Origin of the sequence: Edaphobacillus lindanitolerans (assembly GCF_900156305.1) — a bacterium.
Lineage (GTDB): Bacteria > Bacillota > Bacilli > Bacillales_A > Planococcaceae > Bhargavaea > Bhargavaea lindanitolerans.
This window is the reverse complement of sequence record NZ_FTPL01000006.1, coordinates 23047-43846: the sequence shown is the minus strand read 5'-3', so window position 1 is coordinate 43846 and position 20800 is coordinate 23047. Positions and strand designations below refer to the sequence as shown.

General features: G+C 56.3%; 19 protein-coding genes. 18 read left to right on the top strand and 1 reads right to left on the bottom strand.

The window, feature by feature from the left end:
* Positions 1–47: 47 nt before the first annotated feature.
* On the bottom strand, positions 48–338 hold the full coding sequence (locus B0B07_RS14830) for an AbrB/MazE/SpoVT family DNA-binding domain-containing protein (RefSeq protein WP_076760169.1): 291 nt from the start codon (positions 336–338) through the stop codon (positions 48–50).
* Positions 339–659: 321 nt separating this feature from the next.
* Between B0B07_RS14830 and metG the strand changes: the two genes are divergently transcribed.
* From metG to mfd, 18 genes are all read left to right on the top strand, one after another.
* Positions 660–2627 carry a methionine--tRNA ligase gene (gene metG, locus B0B07_RS14825; protein ID WP_076760168.1) on the top strand — a complete coding sequence of 656 codons (1968 nt, stop codon included), beginning with the start codon at positions 660–662 and terminating at the stop codon, positions 2625–2627.
* A gap of 251 nt (positions 2628–2878) precedes the next feature.
* Positions 2879–3652, top strand: a complete 774-nt coding sequence (locus B0B07_RS14820) for a TatD family hydrolase (RefSeq protein ID WP_076760166.1) — start codon at positions 2879–2881, stop codon at positions 3650–3652.
* Between the two features lie 140 nt (positions 3653–3792).
* Positions 3793–5037 carry a G5 and 3D domain-containing protein gene (locus B0B07_RS14815; protein ID WP_076760191.1) on the top strand — a complete coding sequence of 415 codons (1245 nt, stop codon included), beginning with the start codon at positions 3793–3795 and terminating at the stop codon, positions 5035–5037.
* A gap of 396 nt (positions 5038–5433) precedes the next feature.
* The gene (gene rnmV / locus B0B07_RS14810; protein ID WP_076760190.1) at positions 5434–6000 is read left to right on the top strand and encodes a ribonuclease M5; all 567 of its coding nucleotides are present in this window, start codon (positions 5434–5436) and stop codon (positions 5998–6000) included.
* A complete protein-coding gene (gene rsmA / locus B0B07_RS14805) occupies positions 5993–6871 on the top strand; it encodes a 16S rRNA (adenine(1518)-N(6)/adenine(1519)-N(6))-dimethyltransferase RsmA (protein ID WP_076760165.1) in 879 nt (292 codons plus the stop codon). The genes rnmV and rsmA overlap by 8 nt, the downstream gene beginning before the upstream one ends.
* A gap of 162 nt (positions 6872–7033) precedes the next feature.
* Positions 7034–7300, top strand: coding sequence for a biofilm formation stimulator Veg (gene veg / locus B0B07_RS14800; protein WP_076760164.1), 267 nt, complete (start codon positions 7034–7036; stop codon positions 7298–7300).
* Positions 7301–7415: 115 nt separating this feature from the next.
* Complete coding sequence (locus B0B07_RS14795) at positions 7416–7601, top strand: small, acid-soluble spore protein, alpha/beta type (RefSeq protein ID WP_040224488.1); 186 nt, start codon at positions 7416–7418, stop codon at positions 7599–7601.
* Between the two features lie 206 nt (positions 7602–7807).
* Complete coding sequence (gene ispE, locus B0B07_RS14790; RefSeq protein ID WP_076760162.1) at positions 7808–8671, top strand: 4-(cytidine 5'-diphospho)-2-C-methyl-D-erythritol kinase; 864 nt, start codon at positions 7808–7810, stop codon at positions 8669–8671.
* Between the two features lie 105 nt (positions 8672–8776).
* Entirely contained in the window at positions 8777–9613 is an 837-nt protein-coding gene (purR, locus tag B0B07_RS14785; RefSeq protein ID WP_076760160.1) for a pur operon repressor, read from the top strand.
* Positions 9610–9987 (top strand): RidA family protein, encoded by a 378-nt coding sequence (locus B0B07_RS14780; protein ID WP_076760159.1) that lies wholly within the window; start codon positions 9610–9612, stop codon positions 9985–9987. The genes purR and B0B07_RS14780 overlap by 4 nt, the downstream gene beginning before the upstream one ends.
* A gap of 186 nt (positions 9988–10173) precedes the next feature.
* Positions 10174–10458: a septation regulator SpoVG gene (gene spoVG, locus B0B07_RS14775; protein ID WP_076760157.1), complete on the top strand. Its 285-nt coding sequence runs from the start codon at positions 10174–10176 to the stop codon at positions 10456–10458.
* Positions 10459–10553: 95 nt separating this feature from the next.
* Positions 10554–12575 (top strand): penicillin-binding transpeptidase domain-containing protein, encoded by a 2022-nt coding sequence (locus B0B07_RS14770; RefSeq protein WP_076760155.1) that lies wholly within the window; start codon positions 10554–10556, stop codon positions 12573–12575.
* Between the two features lie 233 nt (positions 12576–12808).
* On the top strand, positions 12809–14197 hold the full coding sequence (gene glmU / locus B0B07_RS14765; RefSeq protein WP_076760188.1) for a bifunctional UDP-N-acetylglucosamine diphosphorylase/glucosamine-1-phosphate N-acetyltransferase GlmU: 1389 nt from the start codon (positions 12809–12811) through the stop codon (positions 14195–14197).
* Between the two features lie 3 nt (positions 14198–14200).
* On the top strand, positions 14201–15160 hold the full coding sequence (locus B0B07_RS14760) for a ribose-phosphate diphosphokinase (protein WP_076760153.1): 960 nt from the start codon (positions 14201–14203) through the stop codon (positions 15158–15160).
* Between the two features lie 454 nt (positions 15161–15614).
* Entirely contained in the window at positions 15615–16262 is a 648-nt protein-coding gene (locus B0B07_RS14755; protein WP_076760152.1) for a 50S ribosomal protein L25/general stress protein Ctc, read from the top strand.
* 102 nt (positions 16263–16364) lie between these two features.
* Positions 16365–16928 (top strand): aminoacyl-tRNA hydrolase, encoded by a 564-nt coding sequence (pth, locus tag B0B07_RS14750; RefSeq protein WP_076760150.1) that lies wholly within the window; start codon positions 16365–16367, stop codon positions 16926–16928.
* Between the two features lie 58 nt (positions 16929–16986).
* Positions 16987–17214 carry an anti-sigma-F factor Fin family protein gene (locus tag B0B07_RS14745; RefSeq protein WP_076760149.1) on the top strand — a complete coding sequence of 76 codons (228 nt, stop codon included), beginning with the start codon at positions 16987–16989 and terminating at the stop codon, positions 17212–17214.
* A 63-nt stretch (positions 17215–17277) separates the two neighbouring features.
* Positions 17278–20796 (top strand): transcription-repair coupling factor, encoded by a 3519-nt coding sequence (gene mfd, locus B0B07_RS14740; protein WP_076760147.1) that lies wholly within the window; start codon positions 17278–17280, stop codon positions 20794–20796.
* Positions 20797–20800: the final 4 nt, after the last annotated feature.

The following is a 20800-nucleotide window of genomic DNA, read 5'->3' as shown; positions in this document are numbered from 1 at the left end:
AAACCGGAACGGCATGGGCCGTTCCGGTTTTAGCGTAAAGTCATTGATCAGGCGTGCTGTTTGCTGCCAATGCGCTCCTGGATCTCTTTGACGAGCTGCTCAGCGCCTTCCTGGCTGAGGATCAGCTTGCCGTCGATCAGGCGGAGGTTGTCGTCGGACACGTCTCCCGTGATGGCGCAAGTCATGTTCGGCATGTATTTTTTGAGGATGATCTTCTCGTCGTCCACATAAATTTCAAGCGCGTCTTTTTCTTTGATGCCCAATGTGCGACGGAGCTCGATTGGAATGACTACCCGGCCAAGTTCGTCCACTTTTCTTACGATACCAGTCGATTTCATCTATTACTGCCCCTTTCATCTCCACTTGTTTTCGTCAAAATTCGACATGGAGTATGCCATGTGTCCATCATACCAACAACTCCCATTAGCGTCAATTTGTTTTGATGAAAGTTTTACAGAAACAATCAATTAATTTTCGATAAAGTAGATTTGTGTTAAATAACACCGGCCTCATGCGGGATCTCGATAATGAAGATCAAAAAAGTGTTAATGGGTAAATAGTAACAGATGGAAATACCCGACTGATCTTCGGACATTGAAGAGCCGGCGCCCATCGGCTAAAATGAAAGGAAACGCTTATTCAAAATTGGAGGCTTTGCCATGAGTTCACAGAACACGTTCTACATCACAACGCCGATCTATTATCCAAGCGGCAAATTTCACATCGGAACCGCCTACACGACAGTGGCATCAGATACAATGGCCCGATACAAACGACTCAAGGGATATGATGTCCGTTTCCTGACCGGAATGGACGAACATGGCCAGAAGATCCAGCGGAAGGCAGAAGAGGCAGGCATGGATCCGCAGGCATATGTCGACGGCATCGCGGACGGCGCAAAGAAACTCTGGGACCTCATGGACATCTCCTACGATGATTTCATCCGGACGACGGAACCCCGCCACCAGGAGGGGGTCGAGAAGATTTTCCAGAAGTTCCTCGACAACGGGGACATCTACAAAGGCGAATACGAAGGCTGGTACTGCACGCCGTGCGAATCATATTTCACCGAATCCCAGCTCGTGGACGGAAATTGCCCGGACTGCGGGCGCCCCGTCGAAAAGGTGAAGGAAGAGTCCTACTTCTTCAACATGAAGAAATATGCAGATCGACTCTTGAAGTACTATGAGGAGAATCCCGGCTTCATCCAGCCGGAATCCCGCAAAAACGAAATGATCAACAACTTCATCAAGCCGGGGCTTGAAGACTTGTCGGTTTCCCGGACTTCGTTCGACTGGGGCATCCGTGTGCCGGGAGATCCGAAGCACGTCATTTACGTATGGGTGGACGCCCTGTCGAACTATATCACGTCGCTCGGCTACGGCACGGAAGATGAAACCCTGTTCGACCGGTACTGGCCGGCAGATGTCCACGTAGTCGGAAAGGATATCGTCCGCTTCCACACGATTTACTGGCCGATCTTCCTGATGGCCCTTGACCTGCCGCTGCCGAAAAAGGTATTTGCACACGGCTTTATCATGATGAAGGACGGAAAGATGTCGAAATCCAAGGGCAATGTCGTCTATCCGGAGATGCTGGTCGAGCGTTTTGGCCTGGACGCGACCCGGTACTTCCTTCTCCGCGAGCTTCCGTTCGGGTCCGACGGCGTCTTCTCGCCGGAGGCGTTCGTCGAACGGCTCAACTATGACCTTGCGAACGACCTCGGCAACCTCCTCAACCGGACCGTGTCGATGGTCAACAAATACTGCGGCGGCCTCGTCCCGGTGAATCCGGCGGGCTCTACGGAATTTGACGCGAAGCTGCGGGAAGTCATGGAAGAGACAGTGCGGAAATACGAGCAGAACATGGACAACATGCAGTTCAGCGTCGTCCTCTCGGATATCTGGGCGCTCATCTCCCGGACGAACAAGTACATCGACGAGACAGAGCCGTGGAAGCTGGCAAAAGACGAGACGAAAAAAGGCGATCTTGATTCCGTCATGCGTCATCTTGTCCTCAGCCTCCATGAAGCCGCGGTGCTGCTCCAGCCGTTCATGACGAAGGCGCCGAAAGAGATCATCCGCCAACTGGGTCTCGGAGAATCCGCCCTCGGCTGGGAAACGCTGCTCAGCGAAGAGGCGGTGCCGGAAGGTGTGAAAGTGGCAGAGAAAGGCATCCCGGTGTTCCCGCGCCTCGACCCGGAAGTGGAAATCGCCTATATTCGCGGTGAAATGCAGAAGAGCGTAAAAACCGGAGACCCGCAGGAGGAAGAAGCGGCAGCGGAAGAGGAAAAGCCGGACGAGCCGGAAATCACGATCGATGACTTCATGAAAGTCGATCTCCGTGTGGCGACCGTGACGGCATGCGAAAAGCTGCCGAAGGCCGACAAACTTCTCAAGCTTCAGCTGGATCTCGGCTATGAAACGCGACAGGTCGTGTCGGGCATTGCCAAGTTCTATGAGCCGGAAGCACTCGTCGGTGAAAAGGTCATCGTCGTGGCGAACCTCAAACCCGTGAAACTGCGCGGTGAACTTTCCCAGGGCATGATCCTTGCCGGGGAGAAAGACGGTGTCCTCAAGCTCGCATCCGTCGATTCCGGATTGGCAAACGGAGCGAAGGTAAAATAACAATTTAAATGAAAAGTTGAATCAATATCAGAGAAAAACCGGGAAATTGGTCCCGGTTTTTTCTGTTTTCCAGATTGTGTGAATCAAACCTTTTGACAATTTCAGGTTCTTGAGATACAAATGGCTATGCTCCAAAAGCACTTTATGTTACTGAAGGAAATCAGATATGTAATCTAACTGTAATATGGCTGTGAAATATGAAATTCTTTTTATGTATAGACTTGTAACAATGCTAAGGAGAGTGGCAGACAATGTTGATTGATACTCACGTCCATCTGAATGACAACCAATACGAGGAGGATCTCGATGAAGTGATCCAGCGGGCGCTCGATGCGGGCGTCGGCAAAATGGTGGTGGTCGGTTTTGACCGGCCTACGATCGAACGGGCACTGGAGCTGGCGGATCGATATCCGTTCATCTACCTGGTGATCGGATGGCATCCGGTCGACGCGATCGACTGCACGGAAGAAGATCTGCAGTGGATCGAGCAGCTGGCCGCGGAACACCCGAAAGTGGTCGGCATCGGAGAAACAGGCCTTGATTATCATTGGGACAAGTCACCGAAAGACGTGCAGAAGGAATTGTTCAAAAAACAGATTGCCATGGCAAAGCGCCTTGGACTGCCCGTGATCATCCATAACCGGGATGCCACGGCGGATGTCGTGCAGATCCTCCGCGAAGAAGGGGCGGCCGAAACCGGCGGCATCATGCATTGCTTCAGCGGAAGCGTCGAAACGGCAAGGGAATGCATCAACATGAACTTCCTGATTTCGCTCGGGGGTCCGGTAACATTCAAGAACGCCCGCATGCCGAAGGAAGTGGCGAAGGAAATCGACATCGAGCATCTGCTTGTGGAGACGGACGCCCCCTACCTCGCACCGCATCCAAACCGCGGCAAGCGGAACGAGCCTTCCTATGTGCCGCTTGTGGCAGAGGAAATCGCCCGCCTGAAAGAGATTCCCGTGGAGGAAGTGGCCCGCGCAACAACGGAAAATGCGAAACGGATATATAGATTGGGTGAATAGTTGAGTCGGTTCATTTCCAGACTTCACCCGGAGTCCAACGGTTCCCGTAAGTCGCGAGGGTTGACTTTCCAAAAATGGGACCGATATAATCACTCGGGTGACAAGGAGGAGTTTTTTTGTTAAAAGTTTCAAAGAAAAACATGAATGGCAAGAAAGCCATCATGGCGATCCTGACAGTGGTCCTGTTTGCCGGAGTCATCGGCTATGCCGTATACGAGGGGACAAAGAAGAACGTCTCACTTTCGGCTGACGGAGACAACCAGGAATTCCGCACACATGCAAAGACGGTCGGAGAACTGTTGTCCGAACAGAACATTGCCGTGGGAGAACATGATGATCTGTCCCCCGCCAAAGATGAGGCGCTGGAGGATGGAACATCGATCGAATGGACGAAAGCCCGCCAAGTGACGATAAATGTCGACCAGGAAAGCCAGAAAGTCTGGACGACGGAAAAAAATATAGACGGTCTGCTGAAACAAGCCGGCATTGAATTGACCGAGCACGACGCGGTCGAGCCGGGGCTGGGCAGCGAACTCGGCAGCCTGGACACCGTCAACATTGAGAAAGCGTATGAAGTTGCCATGATCGACGGGGGACAGCAAAGCAAGGTCTGGACCACTTCGACTACGGTCGCTGACTTTTTAAAGAATCAGGGCATTGAACTCGGAAAACTTGACCGAGTGGAACAAAAGCTGGACGAAACGGTCAAGCCGGGTTCTGCGGTGAAGGTCGTCCGGGTGGAAAAGGTCACCGATGTAGTGGAAGAATCGATGAACTTCTCCGTTGAGACGAAAAAAGACGCATCCCTCCTGAAGGGCAGCGAGAAGGTCGTCAAGAACGGAAAAGAAGGAAAAGTGGAACGCACGTACGAAATCGTCAAGGAAGACGGCAAGGAAATTGCCCGCAACATGACAGCAGAGAACGTCAAAGAAAAGCCGGTCAATAAAGTCGTCGCAGTCGGCACGCGCACAGCGGTTGCCGCTGCACCGAAAGCTGCCCCTTCAACTGCTGCCGCCGCACCGGCTGCCAAAAAGCCTGCAGGCAAGGTTGTGCAGGCGTCCAGCAGCAAGTCCGCGGGTGATGCACCGTCCGGCGGCAAAGAATTCTATGTTTCGGCCACAGCTTACACGGCATCTTGCAACGGTTGCTCCGGAATCACGTCCACCGGCATCAACCTGAAGGCCAATCCGAATGCAAAAGTGATCGCCGTGGATCCAAGCATCATTCCGCTCGGCTCCAAAGTCTGGGTGGAAGGCTACGGCTATGCCGTTGCAGGAGACACAGGCGGCGCCATCAAAGGCCATAAGATCGATGTGTTCGTCTCTTCTCAGAGCGAGGCCATGAATTTCGGCCGTAAAAAAGTGAAGATCAAGGTCCTCAATTGACGGACCCCAAGCCCGCAGACATGCTCTGCGGGCTTTTTCATGAGCCGTGCGACAAGTCCTTTATGCGACGCCATTGCAGAATAAGGGCGTCTGCTGAAGAGCAAGGGTGCCGTCTGAAATAAGGAGTGCGGTTGTGATTTAAGGAAGGGCCATTATGCACTAAGGCACGCCGATGATGGACCTCCTTAATGAAATAAGAAGGCCCGTTATGAAATAAGGACATCTGTTGTTGTGGAAGCGTCTGCGCGCCATCAAAGAGAATCAACAGCACAACGCAAATTTCGACAGCATTCTCCAAAAACCGCCCGAATTGGCCGCAGTCGTATCCGCTATCCTGTACATCGCGGCCCGCCCCTTGTAAAATTGGTGAAAACGGACGAAAGAATGGGATCTGACGTGCAAATCGAAGAAATAATTATTGTGGAAGGAAAGTCCGACACGATTGCGGTCCGCCGGGCTGCCGGTGCGGATACCATCGAGACGAACGGCTCGGCCGTCTCACCCGAAACCCTGATGAAAATCCGTCATGCCCAGGAAAAGCGTGGGGTGATCGTCTTTACGGACCCGGATTACCCGGGCCGCCGGATCCGTGCGATCATTGAGGAGCATGTGCCGGGCGTCAAACATGCCTTCCTGCCGAAAGCACAGTCCATTTCGGCGAACGGAAAGAAAGTCGGCATTGAACATGCCACAGATGAAGACATCCGCGCTGCGCTGGCTGCTGTCCGCACGCCCGCCGGTGAACGCCAGGAAGCGCCGGTGACGGATGCAGAACTTGTCCGGCTTCGGCTCGTGGGTCATCCCGATGCCCGGAAACGCCGGAACCGGCTCGGTGAAATCCTGAAGATCGGCCAGACGAACGGCAGAAGCCTCGTGAAGCGGCTGGCGATGTTCCGGATCGGTCGGGATGAATTCATGGCTGCGGTCGCCGCCATTGATGAGGAAGGGGAAAATCATGCATAAAGACATTGCGACACCGGTCAGAACCAAGGAGATCCTGGACAAATACGGCTTTTCATTCAAAAAGAGCCTCGGCCAGAACTTCCTGATCGATCCGAATATCCTGGAGAAGATCACGGGCTTTGCCGAGCTCGACCAGTCATCGGGGGCGATTGAAATCGGTCCGGGGATCGGTGCGCTCACCGAACATCTTGCGCGCAAGGCAGGCAAGGTCGTCGCGTTTGAGATCGATCAGCGGCTCCTCCCGGTGCTCGAAGACACCCTTTCTCCGTACAGCAACGTGACGGTCATCCACTCGGATGTCCTGGAAGCGGACGTCGGGGAAGTGATCAGGCGCGAATTTGAGGGGATGGAGCGGGTCGCCGTCGTGGCGAACCTGCCTTACTACGTCACGACACCGATCCTTATGAAGCTGCTCGAAGCCCGGCTGCCGATCGATTCGATGACCGTGATGATGCAGAAGGAGGTCGCCGACCGGATCAGCGCCCGGCCATCCACGAAGGAGTACGGCTCGCTGTCCATTGCCATCCAGTACTATACGGTTGCGGAGACGGTGATGACCGTGCCGAAGACGGTCTTCATGCCCCAACCGAATGTAGCCTCGGCCGTTGTCCGTCTGAAGATGAGGAAAGAGCCGCCCGTCCAGGTGAAGGACGAGGAATTCCTGTTCAAGGTGACGAAGGGCTCGTTCGTCCAGCGGCGCAAAACGATCCTCAATAACCTGCAGGCTTCCTTGCCGGACGGCAAAGCGCGGAAGGAGGAAATCCTGGCGGCTCTTGGAGAGGCGGGGATCGAACCTTCGCGTCGCGGTGAAACGTTGACGATCGAAGAATTCGGCCGTCTCGCGGACGCGCTTCATCCTGCATTCGGCTGATTTTGATTATAAATTGTTACAGCTTTTTATCAGACGTTTTAAATTTAAAGCAAACTTCACGAAAAACGTTGACATCCAGATTGCTCACTGATAAAATTATAAATTTTAATTGACAGAAATTTATTGGCATGTTATGCTTATACATAGTGAGGTGTAAGCGATATGCCAAAAACATTAGCTGATATCAAGAAGTCGCTGGATTCACACTTGGGGCAACGTCTGCATTTGAAGGCAAACGGCGGCCGCAAGAAGACGATTGAAAGAGCCGGTGTCCTTCGGGAAACGTATCATGCCGTCTTTGTCATTGAGCTCGACCAAGATGAACATGCGTTTGAACGGGTATCGTATAGCTATACCGACGTTCTGACGGAAGCCGTTGAATTGACCTTTTTTAACGGTTCAGAGAAAATGGATTTTGTCGTTAAGTAATCAGCCTTTATTATTTTGGATAGACATCCGGGACTTCCGTTTGGAAGGTATTCCCCGGGTGTTTTTCTTGTTTCCGGCCATACTACGCCTGTCAGCCGAACGAGGAGGAAACCGAATGGCTAGAAACGGCGGAGTAATGTCCCAGCGTCTGAAGGAAGAGATCGCCAAGGAACTTGGGTTTTACGATGTTGTGCAGCAGGAAGGTTGGGGTGGCATCAAAGCTCGAGACGCCGGTAACATGGTGAAACGCGCAATCGAGATGGCAGAACGGGGCGTCAACGGCCAAAACGGCCCGAAATAAACCGGACTCAAAAGACCCGAAATCCAAAAACGGCTGACACCGGAGCAGGCGGATCCCATCCGCCTGCTTTTTGCATGCCTGATCGTAGTCTTTCCCGGTCCATCCCCGGACTTCCCCGCTGGTTTCCCGGTTTTTTCGTTTGGTTCCTACAACCTGATGGGCATGTGGTAAAATAGGGGCACTGAATTTAGATGGGGGTGCCATCCATGCTCCACGAAAAAGCACCGGCGAAAATCAACCTGACCCTTGACGTACTTGGGAAACGGCCGGATGGCTACCATGAAGTCGAGATGATCATGACGACGGTGGATCTGGCCGACCGGTTGTCGATCCGCCCTTCAGAAGACGGGAAGATCCACATTCTGTCCTCGGACCGCTATGTGCCGGATGACCGGCGCAATCTGGTCTGGCAGGCTGCAGATCTACTGCGGAAGAAGGCCGGTATCAGGAGCGGCGTGATGTTTACGCTTGATAAGCGGATTCCGGTGGCCGCGGGCCTGGCGGGCGGCAGCAGTGATGCAGCCGCGGCGCTGCGGGGGCTGAACCGGCTATGGAACCTCGGGCTGTCGCTCGATGAACTGGCCGAAATCGGGGCGGAGATCGGATCGGATATCCCGTTCTGTGTGTTTGGCGGGACGTCGATCGCGACCGGAAGAGGAGAGAAGCTCCGCCATCTGCCCGCCCCGCCGAACTGCTGGGTGATCCTTGCGAAGCCGGCAATCGGCGTTTCGACGGCGGATGCCTACGGCAGACTGAATCTCAAAACGATGGAACATCCGGCAACGGCTGCGATGGAAGCGGCGCTCAAGGCGGGTGACTACGAGGCGATGTGCAGGTCGGTCGGCAATGTCCTGGAGCCGGCAACGATGGGGATGCATCCGGAAGTGGCCATGCTTAAGGACGGGATGAAGCGGTTCGGGGCGGATGCGGTCCTCATGAGCGGCAGCGGCCCGACTGTGTACGGCCTCGTCTCGTCCGAAGCGCGCGTCGCCCGGATTGTCAACGGACTCCGCGGGTTCTGCCCCGAAGTCCATGCGGTCCGGATGCTCGGGGAGATCCCGCTTGCTTAAAGACGGACATTTGTGTTAATCTACAGATAAATCATTCGTGTTTCGTGAGGCCCGGGCTGCAACTGCAGTCGGTAGCCCGGATTGACGATACCAGAGGTGGACATCTTGAAATGGAAGCGCAGTGAACGACTCGTCGACATGACGCAGCATCTGTTGGCAAACCCGCATACCCTCATTCCTCTCACATACTTCTCATCGTTGTATGATGCGGCCAAGTCCTCGATCAGCGAGGACCTGGCCATCGTGAAGGAGACATTTGAAGAGCGGGGCACCGGCCGGCTTATCACGGTTCCCGGAGCGGCGGGCGGCGTCAAATACATACCGGTTGTAGGGGAGCGGGAAGCACGCGACATCATCGGCGGCCTCATCCACTCCCTCGAAGACCCGGACAGGCTGCTGCCGGGCGGTTACCTGTACATGACCGATCTGCTCGGGGATCCGCACCTGCTCGACAGGATCGGCAAGCTGTTCGCTTCCTGGTTCGCCGACCGGCGCGTCGATGCCATCATGACGGTGGCGACGAAGGGAATCTCGATCGCGCATGCCATCGCGCGCCATCTGAATGTCCCGGTCATCGTTGTCCGGCGAGACAGCAAGGTGACCGACGGGCCGACCGTGAGCATCAACTATGTGTCCGGCTCCAACCGGCGCATCCAGACAATGGTGCTTCCGAAGCGCAGCATGAAAAGCGGCCAGCATGTCCTGCTCACCGACGACTTCATGAAAGTCGGAGGGACGATGAACGGCATGAAGAACCTTCTGCAGGAATTCGGCTGTGAGCCGGCAGGTGTCGCCGTGCTCGTCGAATCCGAGGACGTCCAGGAGGAGCGTCTGGTCGAAGACTATCTGTCCCTCGCCAGACTGCGCAAAGTGAATGAGAAAGAACGGACGATTGAACTGATCGAAGGAAACTATTTCACGAAGGGCGGTAACCCACAATGAAAATCATTTCCACCGACAAAGCACCTGCAGCCATTGGACCGTATTCTCAGGGAATCGTGACGGGCGGCCTCGTTTACACATCCGGCCAGATTCCGCTAACGCCGGAAGGTGATCTGGTCGACGGCACGGTCGAGGAACAGACCCACCAGGTATTCCGGAATCTTTCCGCCGTGCTTGAGGCGGGCGGATCTTCCCTGGACCATGTGGTGAAGGCGACCGTCTTCATCTCGGACATGAACAATTTCGGCGCGATCAATGACATCTATGCTTCTTACTTCGGCGACCACAAACCGGCCCGTTCTTGCGTTGAAGCGGCCCGCCTTCCAAAAGATGTAAAGGTTGAAATCGAAGCCATCGCACTTGCCAGGGACTGACAGAGAATCAACCAAAGACGGCAGCAGTTTTCCGGATTCCGGAGAATTGCTGCTTTTTGTGTTGTCCTCAGCATTTTTAAGCGCAAAAATGAATAGTTTAAAAATTTTGTATTGTAAGAAGGAGAATTTCCCTTTATATTGAATGTATATATTTATTGCCGACAGCGAGCGGAAGGTGGTGAAATTATGGAAGTAACTGACGTAAGACTTCGTAGAGTTGAGACTGATGGCCGTATGCGCGCCATTGCTTCCATCACGATCGATGATGAGTTCGTCGTTCATGACATCCGGGTCATCGACGGCAATGACGGCCTGTTCGTGGCCATGCCGAGCAAGCGGACGCCTGACGGCGAGTTCCGCGACATCGCCCATCCGATCAATTCGGGCGCCCGCCAAAAGATTCAGGATGCCGTTCTCGGGGCCTATCATCTTACGAAAGAAGAACCGAAACTTGAGGAGGCGGGAGCCTGATCCCGCAGCAGGCCGTCCCGCTCGGGGGCGGTTATTCTTTTTCCTTGAATCGTTTCTTGATAAGATGGAAAAAGAGAGTAGGGGGATCAGAAGAAATGAAAAAAATCTTGCCGGGAATCCTGTTTCTTTTGTTGCTGGCGGTACTGTCGGCATGCGGAAACAAGGAGACGCCCGAAGAACGGCTTGAAGCATATGTAGGACATTGGAATAAATCCGAATTCACCGAAATGTATCAGGAGTATTTGACGGAGGGAACGAAAACCGCCTATTCCAAAGAAGACTTTGCGGACCGCCAGGAGCAGCTGCAGAAGGACATGGGGGTTGAAAATCTCAAGGTGACCTATACGAAGCCGGAGAAAGGGACCAAATGGGACCAGGATGAGCCGGCCGACTTCACCATCCAGGTCAGCATGGATACCGCTGCCGGTCCGGTGGAGTTTGAAGAGAAGGTGGCGCTTCTCTACGAAGAACAGGAAAAAGAGAAGAACTGGTTCGTCGAGTGGGACCCGTCGTACATCCTGCCGGACCTTGAGCAGGGCGACGAAATCGGAGTCAGCCGGACAAAGGCGAAGCGTGGGGAGATCACGGACCGCAATGGCGTGCCGATCGCCCAAAACGGGACCGGTTACACGATCGGCATCGTCCCGGAAAAACTGACCGACGAATCCAAAAAGCCCGAGATCGCCTCCCTCCTCGGCACGACGGTCGAGGCGATTGACTCGAAGCTGGATCAGGCATGGGTGAAACCGGACCTGTTCGTCCCGATCGGAAAGGCCTCCAAGGACGATGAGGAACGGATCGGAAAACTGGTGGCCATACCGGGTGTCGGTGCCCAGGAAACCGAAATGCGCGTATATCCGTACGGACCGGCGACGGCCCATCTTACCGGTTATATCGGCTCCATTTCAGCCGAACAGCTGGAAAAGCTGAAGGACAAGGGGTATACCCAAACCGACCAGATCGGGCGCCGGGGGCTGGAAAGCCTTCTTGAAGACCGGCTTCGCGGCGAGGACGGGATGAAGATCTTCATCAAAAAGTCGGCAGAGGGCGCGGATCCCGTCACGGTTGCCGAGAAACAGGCGCAGGACGGCGAAACGGTCCGGCTGACGATTGATGCCGTCATGCAGAAGGCGGCCTACGATTCAATGAAGGGCGAACCCGGAACGGCCGCTTCGGTCGACCCTTCAACGGGTGAGGTCCTGGCGCTCGTCTCCTCCCCGGCGTACAATCCGAATGAATTCATCACGGGCATGAGCGGCGATCGCTATAAAGAGCTGGAGGAAGACGAGAAGAACCCGATGTTCAACCGGTTCGCCCAAAGCTATGCGCCCGGTTCCTCCCTCAAGCCGATCACGGCAGCGATCGGAATCGAAGCGGGCACGCTCGACCCGGCGAAGGGACTGACGATCAACGGCAAGACGTGGCAGAAAGATTCGTCGTGGGGAGCCTACCGGGTGTCCCGCCTGCACGAGGATGCCCCGAATCCGATCGATCTGAACAAGGCACTCATTTATTCGGACAACATCTACTTTGCGCAGCAGGCGCTTGCGATGGGCCGGGAGACATTTGCAGAGGGCCTTAAGAAGTATGCCTTCGGCGAAGAGATCCCGCTCGATGCGATGGATCTGACGCCTTCCCAGATCTCCAATGACGGGAAGATCGGATCGGAGGGGCAGCTGGCGGACAGTTCATTCGGACAGGGGCAGATGCTCGTCAACATTCTCCATCTGGCGACCATGTACGAACCGTTCCTGACGAACGGGACGATGTATGAACCGGTCCTCTTCCTCGGTGAAGAGGAACCGAAGGTATGGAAGGAAAACATCCTGTCGGCCGATACCGCGTCGACGATCCGGTCGTTGCTCCGGAACGTTGTCAAGGATGGCTACGCTCAGTCCGCGAATCTGCCGGACATCCCGATCGCCGGTAAAACCGGGACGGCCGAACTGAAGGCGGCAGGAGAGACGAGCGGCAAGGAAAATGGTTATTTCGTTTCATTCAATGCCGACCATCCGTCCTTCATTCTCGCGATGATGGTCGAAAGCGTCGAGGACAACGGCGGCAGCGACTACGTGGCGGCGATGGCCGCGGAGGTATACCGCCAGACGGCCGAGTGACCAAAATGAAAAAGGGCAGGCAGTCCCGTATTTCCGGGGTGCCTGCCCTTTTTTTGAAGGGATGAATTCGGCTGGGATGACTGTTCTGCAGTCCCGGCATCCGGTTTCCGTGCAGGTTTGAAAATGAATCGCAGGGAAAAGTCCTTGTCAAGCTTCCATCCCGAAATTGTTGAAAAAAAGCATGTTTTCGTCTATCGTTAATTAGAAGAAAACGATGATTGGGGACTTGCCTGATGACAAATACATATGCAGTGGTGCTGGCTGCCGGCCAAGGAACACGCATGAAGTCCAAAACGTATAAAGTGCTCCATCCGGTTTGCGGAAAACCGATGGTCAGCCACGTCATTGACCATATAAACGGCCTCGGGGCCGACCGGATCGTCACGGTCGTCGGCTTCGGTGCGGAGCTTGTCGAGGAAGAAATCGGGGACCGCAGTGAGTTTGTCCTGCAGGAGGAGCAGCTCGGCACGGGCCATGCCGTCCAGCAGGCGGAAGGGCTGATCGGCGACCTTGACGGCACGACCATCGTCGTATGCGGGGACACCCCGCTCATCACGCCGGAAACGATGGAGGCGCTCGTCGCCCATCACAACGAGACGGGTGCGAAGGCAACGATCCTGACCGCGTATGCGCAAGACCCGACCGGCTACGGCCGCGTCATCCGCGACGAATCGGGCCATGTGCTCCGCATCGTCGAGCAGAAAGACGCGTCGGAAGCGGAAAAGCAGATCAAGGAGATCAACACCGGGACATACTGCTTCGACAACCGCACGCTGTTCGAGACGCTCCGGAAAGTCAAAAATGACAACGCCCAGGGCGAGTATTATCTGCCTGATGTGTTCGGCATCCTCCAGACCGAGGGCGAGACGATCGCCGCCTACGCGACCGCAGACTTCGAAGAAACACTCGGCGTCAACGACCGGGTCGTGCTGGCGGAAGCGGAACGGGTCATGAAGCAACGCATCGCCGAACGCCACATGAGGAACGGCGTTTCGATCATTGATCCGGCGACCACCTACATCAGCGCGGATGCGGAGATCGGCCGGGATACGGTCCTTCTTCCCGGCACGATGATCGAAGGAAAGACGGTCATCGGAGAAGACTGCACGATCGGGCCGAACAGCCAGATCATGGAGAGTGTCATCGGCAACGGCGCCGTCATCCGGCAGTCGGTCGTCATCGCAAGCAAAATCGGGGAAGATGCGGCAGTCGGGCCGTTCGCCCATATCCGTCCGGACACCGAACTCGGCAGCAGCGTGAAGATCGGCAACTTCGTGGAAGTGAAGAAATCGGTCCTCGGCAACGGCAGCAAGGTGTCCCACCTGAGCTATATCGGCGATGCGGACATCGGCGAACGGGTGAACATGGGGTGCGGCACGATCACCGTCAATTACGACGGCGTGAACAAGTACCGCACGACGGTCGAGGACGATGCATTCGTCGGCTGCAACTCCAATCTCGTAGCGCCGGTCACTGTCGGAAAAGGCGCTTATGTCGCGGCCGGATCGACGGTGACAAAAAATGTTCCGGAAGAAGCCCTTGCAATTGGCCGTTCCAGGCAGGAGAATAAGGAAGGCTATGTCCAAAAACTGAACAAGAAGCGATCAGGAGGAGCAAACTAACAAATGGCGAATCATTATCCGAACGACAAACTGAAGATCTTTTCGTTGAACTCCAACGAATCATTGGCGCGGGAAGTGGCAGAAGAGATCGGCCGCCCGCTCGGAAAATGCTCGGTCAACCGTTTCAGCGACGGCGAAGTCCAGATCAACATCGAGGAAAGCATCCGCGGCTGCGACGTGTTCATCATCCAGTCCACGTCCGCACCGGTCAACGAGAACCTGATGGAGCTGCTCATCATGGTCGATGCCGTGAAGCGCGCATCAGCCCGCACGATCAACGTCGTCATGCCGTACTACGGCTATGCACGCCAAGACCGGAAGGCACGCGCCCGCGAACCGATCACCGCGAAGCTCGTCGCAAACCTGCTCGAGACGGCCGGTGCGAACCGCGTCATCGCGCTTGACCTGCACGCCCCTCAGATCCAGGGCTTCTTCGATATCCTGATCGACCACCTTGTCGCTGTGCCGATCCTGTCGGATTACTTCAAAGACAAAGAGATCAACAATGAAGAACTCGTCATCGTCTCCCCTGACCATGGCGGCGTGACACGCGCCCGCAAGATGGCCGACCGCTTGAAGGCGCCGATCGCCATCATCGACAAGCGCCGTCCGCGCCCGAATGTTGCCGAAGTGATGAACATCGTCGGGAACGTCGAAGGCAAGACGGCCATCCTGATCGATGACATCATCGACACGGCCGGCACGATCACAATCGCTGCCAACGCCCTCGTCGAAAGCGGCGCAAAGGAAGTATACGCATGCTGCACGCATCCGGTCCTTTCCGGCCCGGCCATCGAGCGCATCGACAATTCCAAGATCAAAGAGCTCGTCATCACCAATTCGATCGAACTGTCGGATGACAAGCATTCTCAAAAGATCAAGGAACTGTCCGTCGCCCCGCTTCTCGCCGATGCCATCATCCGCGTCTTCGAGAACAAATCCGTCAGCACGCTCTTCAACTGATCATGTAAAGATCCATCCGGCCGGGCAGGCCAAACTGCCCCGGCCGGATTTTTTTTGTGCATTCAAGTTTTTAACACCATCCAGGGGTTCCGAGTGAGGAGAGTTGGAGCTCGAGTGAGGAGAGTTTGGGTCTGAGTGAGGCGAGTTGCGGACCAGCCGGCCGGACGCTTTTCTCAGGCAAGGTTTGATCCTCCTCGCTCGCTGGCGCCTCAAGACTCATGCTTTCCCGCAGGAGTCGCCGCCCTTCGCTTCCGTCAATCATCAATCAGGTTAAGTTTTGTTTGGAGCGCCCGCAGCAAAAATTACCACGCTCCAACGCCAACCATCCGCATCCTTTCGGCTGTCCGCCGGTTTTATTCAAAGCGGTCGTTCATCACAAGTTTTCCTGAAATGTTTGAACTCTTTCAGATTGGGGTATACAGATTGTCAGAGAATAAATGGGATGGTGACTTGAATGGTACAGACGATCAAAGCAGAACGCAGAGAGAGTTCCAAACGGTCAGATCTATCGGCATTGAGGAATGGTGGGTACATACCGGCCGTCGTTTACGGATATCAGCTCGACAATGTCCCGGTGGCGGTCAGCGAACGTGACCTGATGATGACACTCCGTGAAGTGGGCCGGAACGGCGTCATCCGCCTCGAGGTGGAAGGGAAGCCGGTCAATGTAATCCTCAACGATTATCAGGCCGACGTGCTCAAGGGCGACATCCGCCACGCGGATTTCCTCGCCATCAACATGGACACCGAGATGGAGGCGGAAGTGACCGTCACGCTCAGCGGGGACGAGAACGCGCCGGGCGTCAAAGAAGGCGGAACGATCAACCAGCCGCTCTGGACGGTGCACGTCAAAGCGAAACCGTCGGACATGCCGGAAACGCTTGAAGTCGATGTGTCCGGCCTGCAGGTCGGCGAGACCCTCACTGTCGGTGACGTCAAGGAGAAATGGGGAGTGGAGGTCGCAGACGAGGATGACACGGTGCTCGTCACGATCACGGCTCCGCGCACGCAGGAAGAGCTCGACTCCCTCGATGAGGCGCCTGCCGAGGCCTCCGCAGAACCGGCATCTGCCGGCAATGAAGAAGAGTCCGGGGACGAATAAGGAAATTAGACGAGGCTGCCCTTTGCCGGCAGCCCTTTTTGTCTGCCTTCCCGGTTCAATATGCTAAAATGGTAAGCATCATGGTCACAGAGGAAGATGAGGATGAAAATGATCGTCGGGCTCGGAAATCCGGGCCGGCAATATGAACGGACGCGCCACAATATCGGCTTTGATGCCGTCGATCTGCTTGCAGACCGCTGGGGCGCTCCGCTGAATCAGACCAAATACAACGGCATGTTTGCAACCGTACACCGGCCGGAAGGCAAGGCGCTGCTCGTCAAGCCGCTCACCTACATGAACCTTTCCGGGGAATGTGTCCGTCCGATGATGGACTACTTCGATATCGCGGAGGAAGACCTGGTCGTCATCTATGATGACCTCGATCTGCCGCCCGGAAAGCTGCGGCTCCGCCAGAAAGGGAGCGGCGGCGGCCACAACGGCATGAAATCGATCATCCGGCATCTCGGTACGCAGGAATTCAACCGGATCCGGGTCGGCATCGGCCGTCCGGATGGTCCGATGGCCATCACGGACTATGTGCTGTCCCGGTTCACGAAAGAGGAAGAGCCGGTCATGCAGGAAGCCGCCGGTCATGCGGCGGATGCATGTGAGGCGTTCCTCTCGCGGGAGTTCCTCGACATCATGAATGAATTCAATGCGCGCTGAGCATAACCCCGCCTTTTCCCGCCTATACTGACGGAAAAGGAAGGAGGGGCCGCCCGAGATGGCAATCCGTTATCACTGCCGGCACTGCGAGACGGAAGTCGGCCGGCTCCCGTTCGGTTCAGCCGGAGAGGTGCAGGCCCTGCACCGGCTCGCGGACGGGGAAGCGGAAGATTTCATCACCGAAGGGGAGGACGGCGAAGTGACGGTGCGGTGCATCTGTGAACACTGCCAGGAGTCGCTCGGCCAATTCCCCGACTACTACGCACTGCAGAAATGGCTGCAATGAGCCGTTGCTTTGGCACCTGAGGGTGTCCAAGGCTTTTTCTGTTTTCTCGAAAGGATGGAACGAATGAAAGAGATACTCGATGTTTTGGCAGAGGGCGGGGAAATCCCCGAACTCCTCGGACAGCTGAAGGCCGGCAGGGACCGGCAGCTCGTCACGGGGCTTGCCGGCGGCGCAAGGCCCGCACTTTTTGCCCTTGCCGCCCGCGAACTGGGGGCCCCTCTGCTCATCATTGAACCGAATATGCTTCAAGCCCAGCGGACTTATGAGGACCTGGCCAGGCTCGCCGGGGAAGAGCGGGTCCACCTGTATCCTGCGGATGAACTGACGGCCGCGGAACTGTCCGTTTCAAGTCCGGAGCTCCGGGCCCAGCGGATTGATACGCTCGACAGGCTGCTCCACGGGGAGACGGGCGTCTTCGTCACGCCGATTGCCGGTCTGCGGAAGCTCCTGCCGGCACCCGGGGAATGGTCGGCCTCCATCCTGACGGCCAAAACAGGGGATGAAATCGACCCTGCCGGATGGGCGGCGCGGCTCGTGGCCATGGGCTACTCCCGCCAGCCGATGGTGACTGCACCCGGGGAGTTTTCGCTGCGCGGCGGAATCCTCGACATTTACAGCCTCGACCGGGATGAACCGGTCCGGATCGAACTGTTCGATTCGGAAGTCGATTCCATCCGGACGTTCTCGGCGGAGGACCAGCGCTCGACCGGCAGGCTGGAGGACATCCGGATCCTGCCCGCTTCCGAGTTCACCTGGACGGAGGACCGGCTGTCCCTTCTTGCTGACCGGCTCGAGGAAGAACTCGGCAACAGCCTGAAAAAGCTGAAGGACGAAACGGCAAAGGAGATGCTCCTGTCCAATATCCGGGAAACGATCGCGCTGCTGCGGGACGGGGATATCCCGGATTCCGTCAACCGGTTTGCCTCACTCGTTGGAGCGGACTCGTTCCTCGGGGATTATTTCTCCGCCGACGGCATCGTCTTCTATGACGAGGCGGGCCGCATCCTGGAAGTCGCCGAATCTCTTGAACGGCAGGAGGGCGAATGGCAGATGGATATGCTCGCGGAAGGCAAGACGGTCCACGCCGCACGCATCAGCCATTCGTTCAAGGAGATCGAGGCGATGACCCGCCAGCGCAAGGCCTATCTTTCCCTGTTCGCCCGCTCGATGCCGGGCGTTGTGCTGAAGGAGACGATCCAGATTTCCTGCAAGCCGATGCAGCAGTTCCACGGACAGATGAACCTGCTGAAATCCGAGGCGGAGCGGTGGCAGATGGCGGGCTATACGGTCCTGATCACCGCAGACGGGGAAGGCCGCCAGGAAAAGGTCCGGGCCATCCTCGAAGATTACGGGATGGAGGCGGATGTACCGGAAGCCGGCAAAGTGCCGGGTCCCGGCATCCATATCATCGAGGGCGACCTCTCGTCCGGCTTCGAGCTGCCGCAGCGAAAACTGGCGCTGGTCACCGATTCGGAGCTGTTCCGTCAGAAAGCCCGGCGCAAGTCCCGGCCCCAGAAGCTGTCGAACGCCGAACGGATCAAAAGCTATTCCGAGATCAAGCCCGGTGATTATGTGGTCCATGTCCAGCACGGCATCGGGAAGTATCTGGGCATCGAAACACTTGAAGTCAACGGCACTCATAAGGATTATCTCCATATCAATTACCGCGGGGATGACAAACTGTACGTGCCGGCGGACCAGATCGACCTCATCCAGAAATATGTCGCATCCGAGGACCGCGAGCCGAAGATCCACAAGCTCGGCGGGACCGAATGGAAAAAGACGAAAAGCAAAGTTTCCAAGGCGGTCAGGGATATTGCCGACGACCTCATCAAGCTGTACGCAAAGCGCGAAGCCGAACGGGGGCACGCGTTCCCGGCCGACGATGACATGCAGCATGCATTCGAATCCGCATTCCCGTACGATGAGACCGACGACCAGCTCCGCTCGATCGAAGAGATCAAGCGGGACATGGAGAGCATCCGTCCGATGGACCGGCTCCTGTGCGGGGACGTCGGATACGGCAAGACGGAAGTCGCCATCCGGGCCGCGTTCAAGGCCGTTTCGGACGGCAAGCAGGTCGCGTTCCTCGTGCCGACGACGATCCTCGCCCAGCAACACTTTGAAACGATGAAAGAACGGTTTTCCGGTTTTCCGGTGGAAGTCCGGATGCTGAGCCGGTTCGGCACGAAAAAGCAGCACACCGAGACAATCAGGGGACTCAAGGACGGCACGGTCGATATCGTTGTCGGCACGCACCGCCTGTTGTCAAAAGACATTGAGTACCAAGACCTCGGCCTCCTCATTGTCGACGAGGAGCAGCGCTTCGGGGTCACCCACAAAGAGAAGATCAAGAAGCTGAAGACGAATGTGGACGTGCTCACCCTCACGGCGACGCCGATCCCGCGGACGCTCCATATGTCGATGATCGGGGTGCGGGATCTGTCGGTCATCGAGACGCCGCCGGCGAACCGCTTCCCGGTTCAGACGTATGTCATGGAAAGCAACGGGGCGATTGTCCGGGAGGCGATCGAGCGTGAAATGGCGAGGGGCGGCCAGGTGTTCTACTTGTATAACCGCGTGGAGGACATGGCGAGGAAAGCGGAAGAAATCAGCATGCTCGCCCCGGATGCGCGGATTGCGACAGCCCACGGCCAGATGTCGGAGTCGGAGCTCGAAGGGGTCATCCTGGCATTCCTCGAAGGGGAGTATGACGTGCTCGTCACGACGACGATCATCGAAACGGGCGTCGATATTCCGAACGTCAACACGCTCATCGTCCATGATGCCGACCGGATGGGGCTGTCCCAGCTTTATCAGCTCCGGGGACGCGTCGGCCGGTCGAACCGGATCGCGTATGCGTACTTCCTTTATCAGCGAAATAAGGTTTTGACGGATGTGGCCGAAAACCGGCTGCAGGCCATCAAGGAATTCACGGAACTCGGGTCCGGCTTCAAGATCGCGATGCGAGACCTGTCGATCCGAGGCGCAGGCAATCTGCTCGGGGCCCAGCAGTCCGGGTTCATCGACTCGGTCGGCTTCGATATGTATTCCCATATGCTCGAGGAGGCGATTGCCGAACGGCGCGGCGAACGGACCGAAGAGGAAGCCCGGGACCTTGAAATCGTGCTGCACGAAGACGCCTATATTCCCGATTCATATATTCCGGACGGATTCCAGAAGATCCAGATGTACAAGCGCGTCAAGGCGATGTCCGCCGAGTCGGATTACTCGGAGCTCGTCGATGAGATGTCCGACCGTTTCGGGGATCTCCCGCTTGAAGCCGAACAGCTGCTGAAGATCGGCCGGATGAAAGTCTGGGGCCGGCAGGCCGGAGTCGAGTCCATCAAGCAAAAAGGGGACCGTCTCATCATCTCGCTTTCCGAACAGGGGACCGGGCAGGCGGACGGCCCGAAGATCATGGAAGAGACCATGCGCTTTGGCCGCGCGGTCGGCTTCCATATGGAAGGCGGCCGGCTGCTTTTAACGATCGACTCGAAAAAAACCGGCAAGATGAAAGCCTTCGATGTGCTGGAGGCGGTCATGGAGCTGTTGCCCAAAGCAAGAAAAGAAGCTGCCTGATTTC

Excerpts from the sequence above, each read along its gene's own strand:
- B0B07_RS14830 (WP_076760169.1), bottom strand. The coding sequence starts at position 338 with ATGAAATCGACTGGTATCGTAAGAAAAGTGGACGAACTTGGCCGGGTA.
- metG (WP_076760168.1), top strand. The coding sequence starts at position 660 with ATGAGTTCACAGAACACGTTCTACATCACAACGCCGATCTATTATCCA.
- B0B07_RS14820 (WP_076760166.1), top strand. The coding sequence starts at position 2,879 with ATGTTGATTGATACTCACGTCCATCTGAATGACAACCAATACGAGGAG.
- B0B07_RS14815 (WP_076760191.1), top strand. The coding sequence starts at position 3,793 with ATGAATGGCAAGAAAGCCATCATGGCGATCCTGACAGTGGTCCTGTTT.
- rsmA (WP_076760165.1), top strand. The coding sequence starts at position 5,993 with ATGCATAAAGACATTGCGACACCGGTCAGAACCAAGGAGATCCTGGAC.
- veg (WP_076760164.1), top strand. The coding sequence starts at position 7,034 with ATGCCAAAAACATTAGCTGATATCAAGAAGTCGCTGGATTCACACTTG.
- B0B07_RS14795 (WP_040224488.1), top strand. The coding sequence starts at position 7,416 with ATGGCTAGAAACGGCGGAGTAATGTCCCAGCGTCTGAAGGAAGAGATC.
- ispE (WP_076760162.1), top strand. The coding sequence starts at position 7,808 with ATGCTCCACGAAAAAGCACCGGCGAAAATCAACCTGACCCTTGACGTA.
- B0B07_RS14780 (WP_076760159.1), top strand. The coding sequence starts at position 9,610 with ATGAAAATCATTTCCACCGACAAAGCACCTGCAGCCATTGGACCGTAT.
- spoVG (WP_076760157.1), top strand. The coding sequence starts at position 10,174 with ATGGAAGTAACTGACGTAAGACTTCGTAGAGTTGAGACTGATGGCCGT.
- B0B07_RS14770 (WP_076760155.1), top strand. The coding sequence starts at position 10,554 with ATGAAAAAAATCTTGCCGGGAATCCTGTTTCTTTTGTTGCTGGCGGTA.
- glmU (WP_076760188.1), top strand. The coding sequence starts at position 12,809 with ATGACAAATACATATGCAGTGGTGCTGGCTGCCGGCCAAGGAACACGC.
- B0B07_RS14760 (WP_076760153.1), top strand. The coding sequence starts at position 14,201 with ATGGCGAATCATTATCCGAACGACAAACTGAAGATCTTTTCGTTGAAC.
- B0B07_RS14755 (WP_076760152.1), top strand. The coding sequence starts at position 15,615 with ATGGTACAGACGATCAAAGCAGAACGCAGAGAGAGTTCCAAACGGTCA.
- pth (WP_076760150.1), top strand. The coding sequence starts at position 16,365 with ATGAAAATGATCGTCGGGCTCGGAAATCCGGGCCGGCAATATGAACGG.
- B0B07_RS14745 (WP_076760149.1), top strand. The coding sequence starts at position 16,987 with ATGGCAATCCGTTATCACTGCCGGCACTGCGAGACGGAAGTCGGCCGG.
- mfd (WP_076760147.1), top strand. The coding sequence starts at position 17,278 with ATGAAAGAGATACTCGATGTTTTGGCAGAGGGCGGGGAAATCCCCGAA.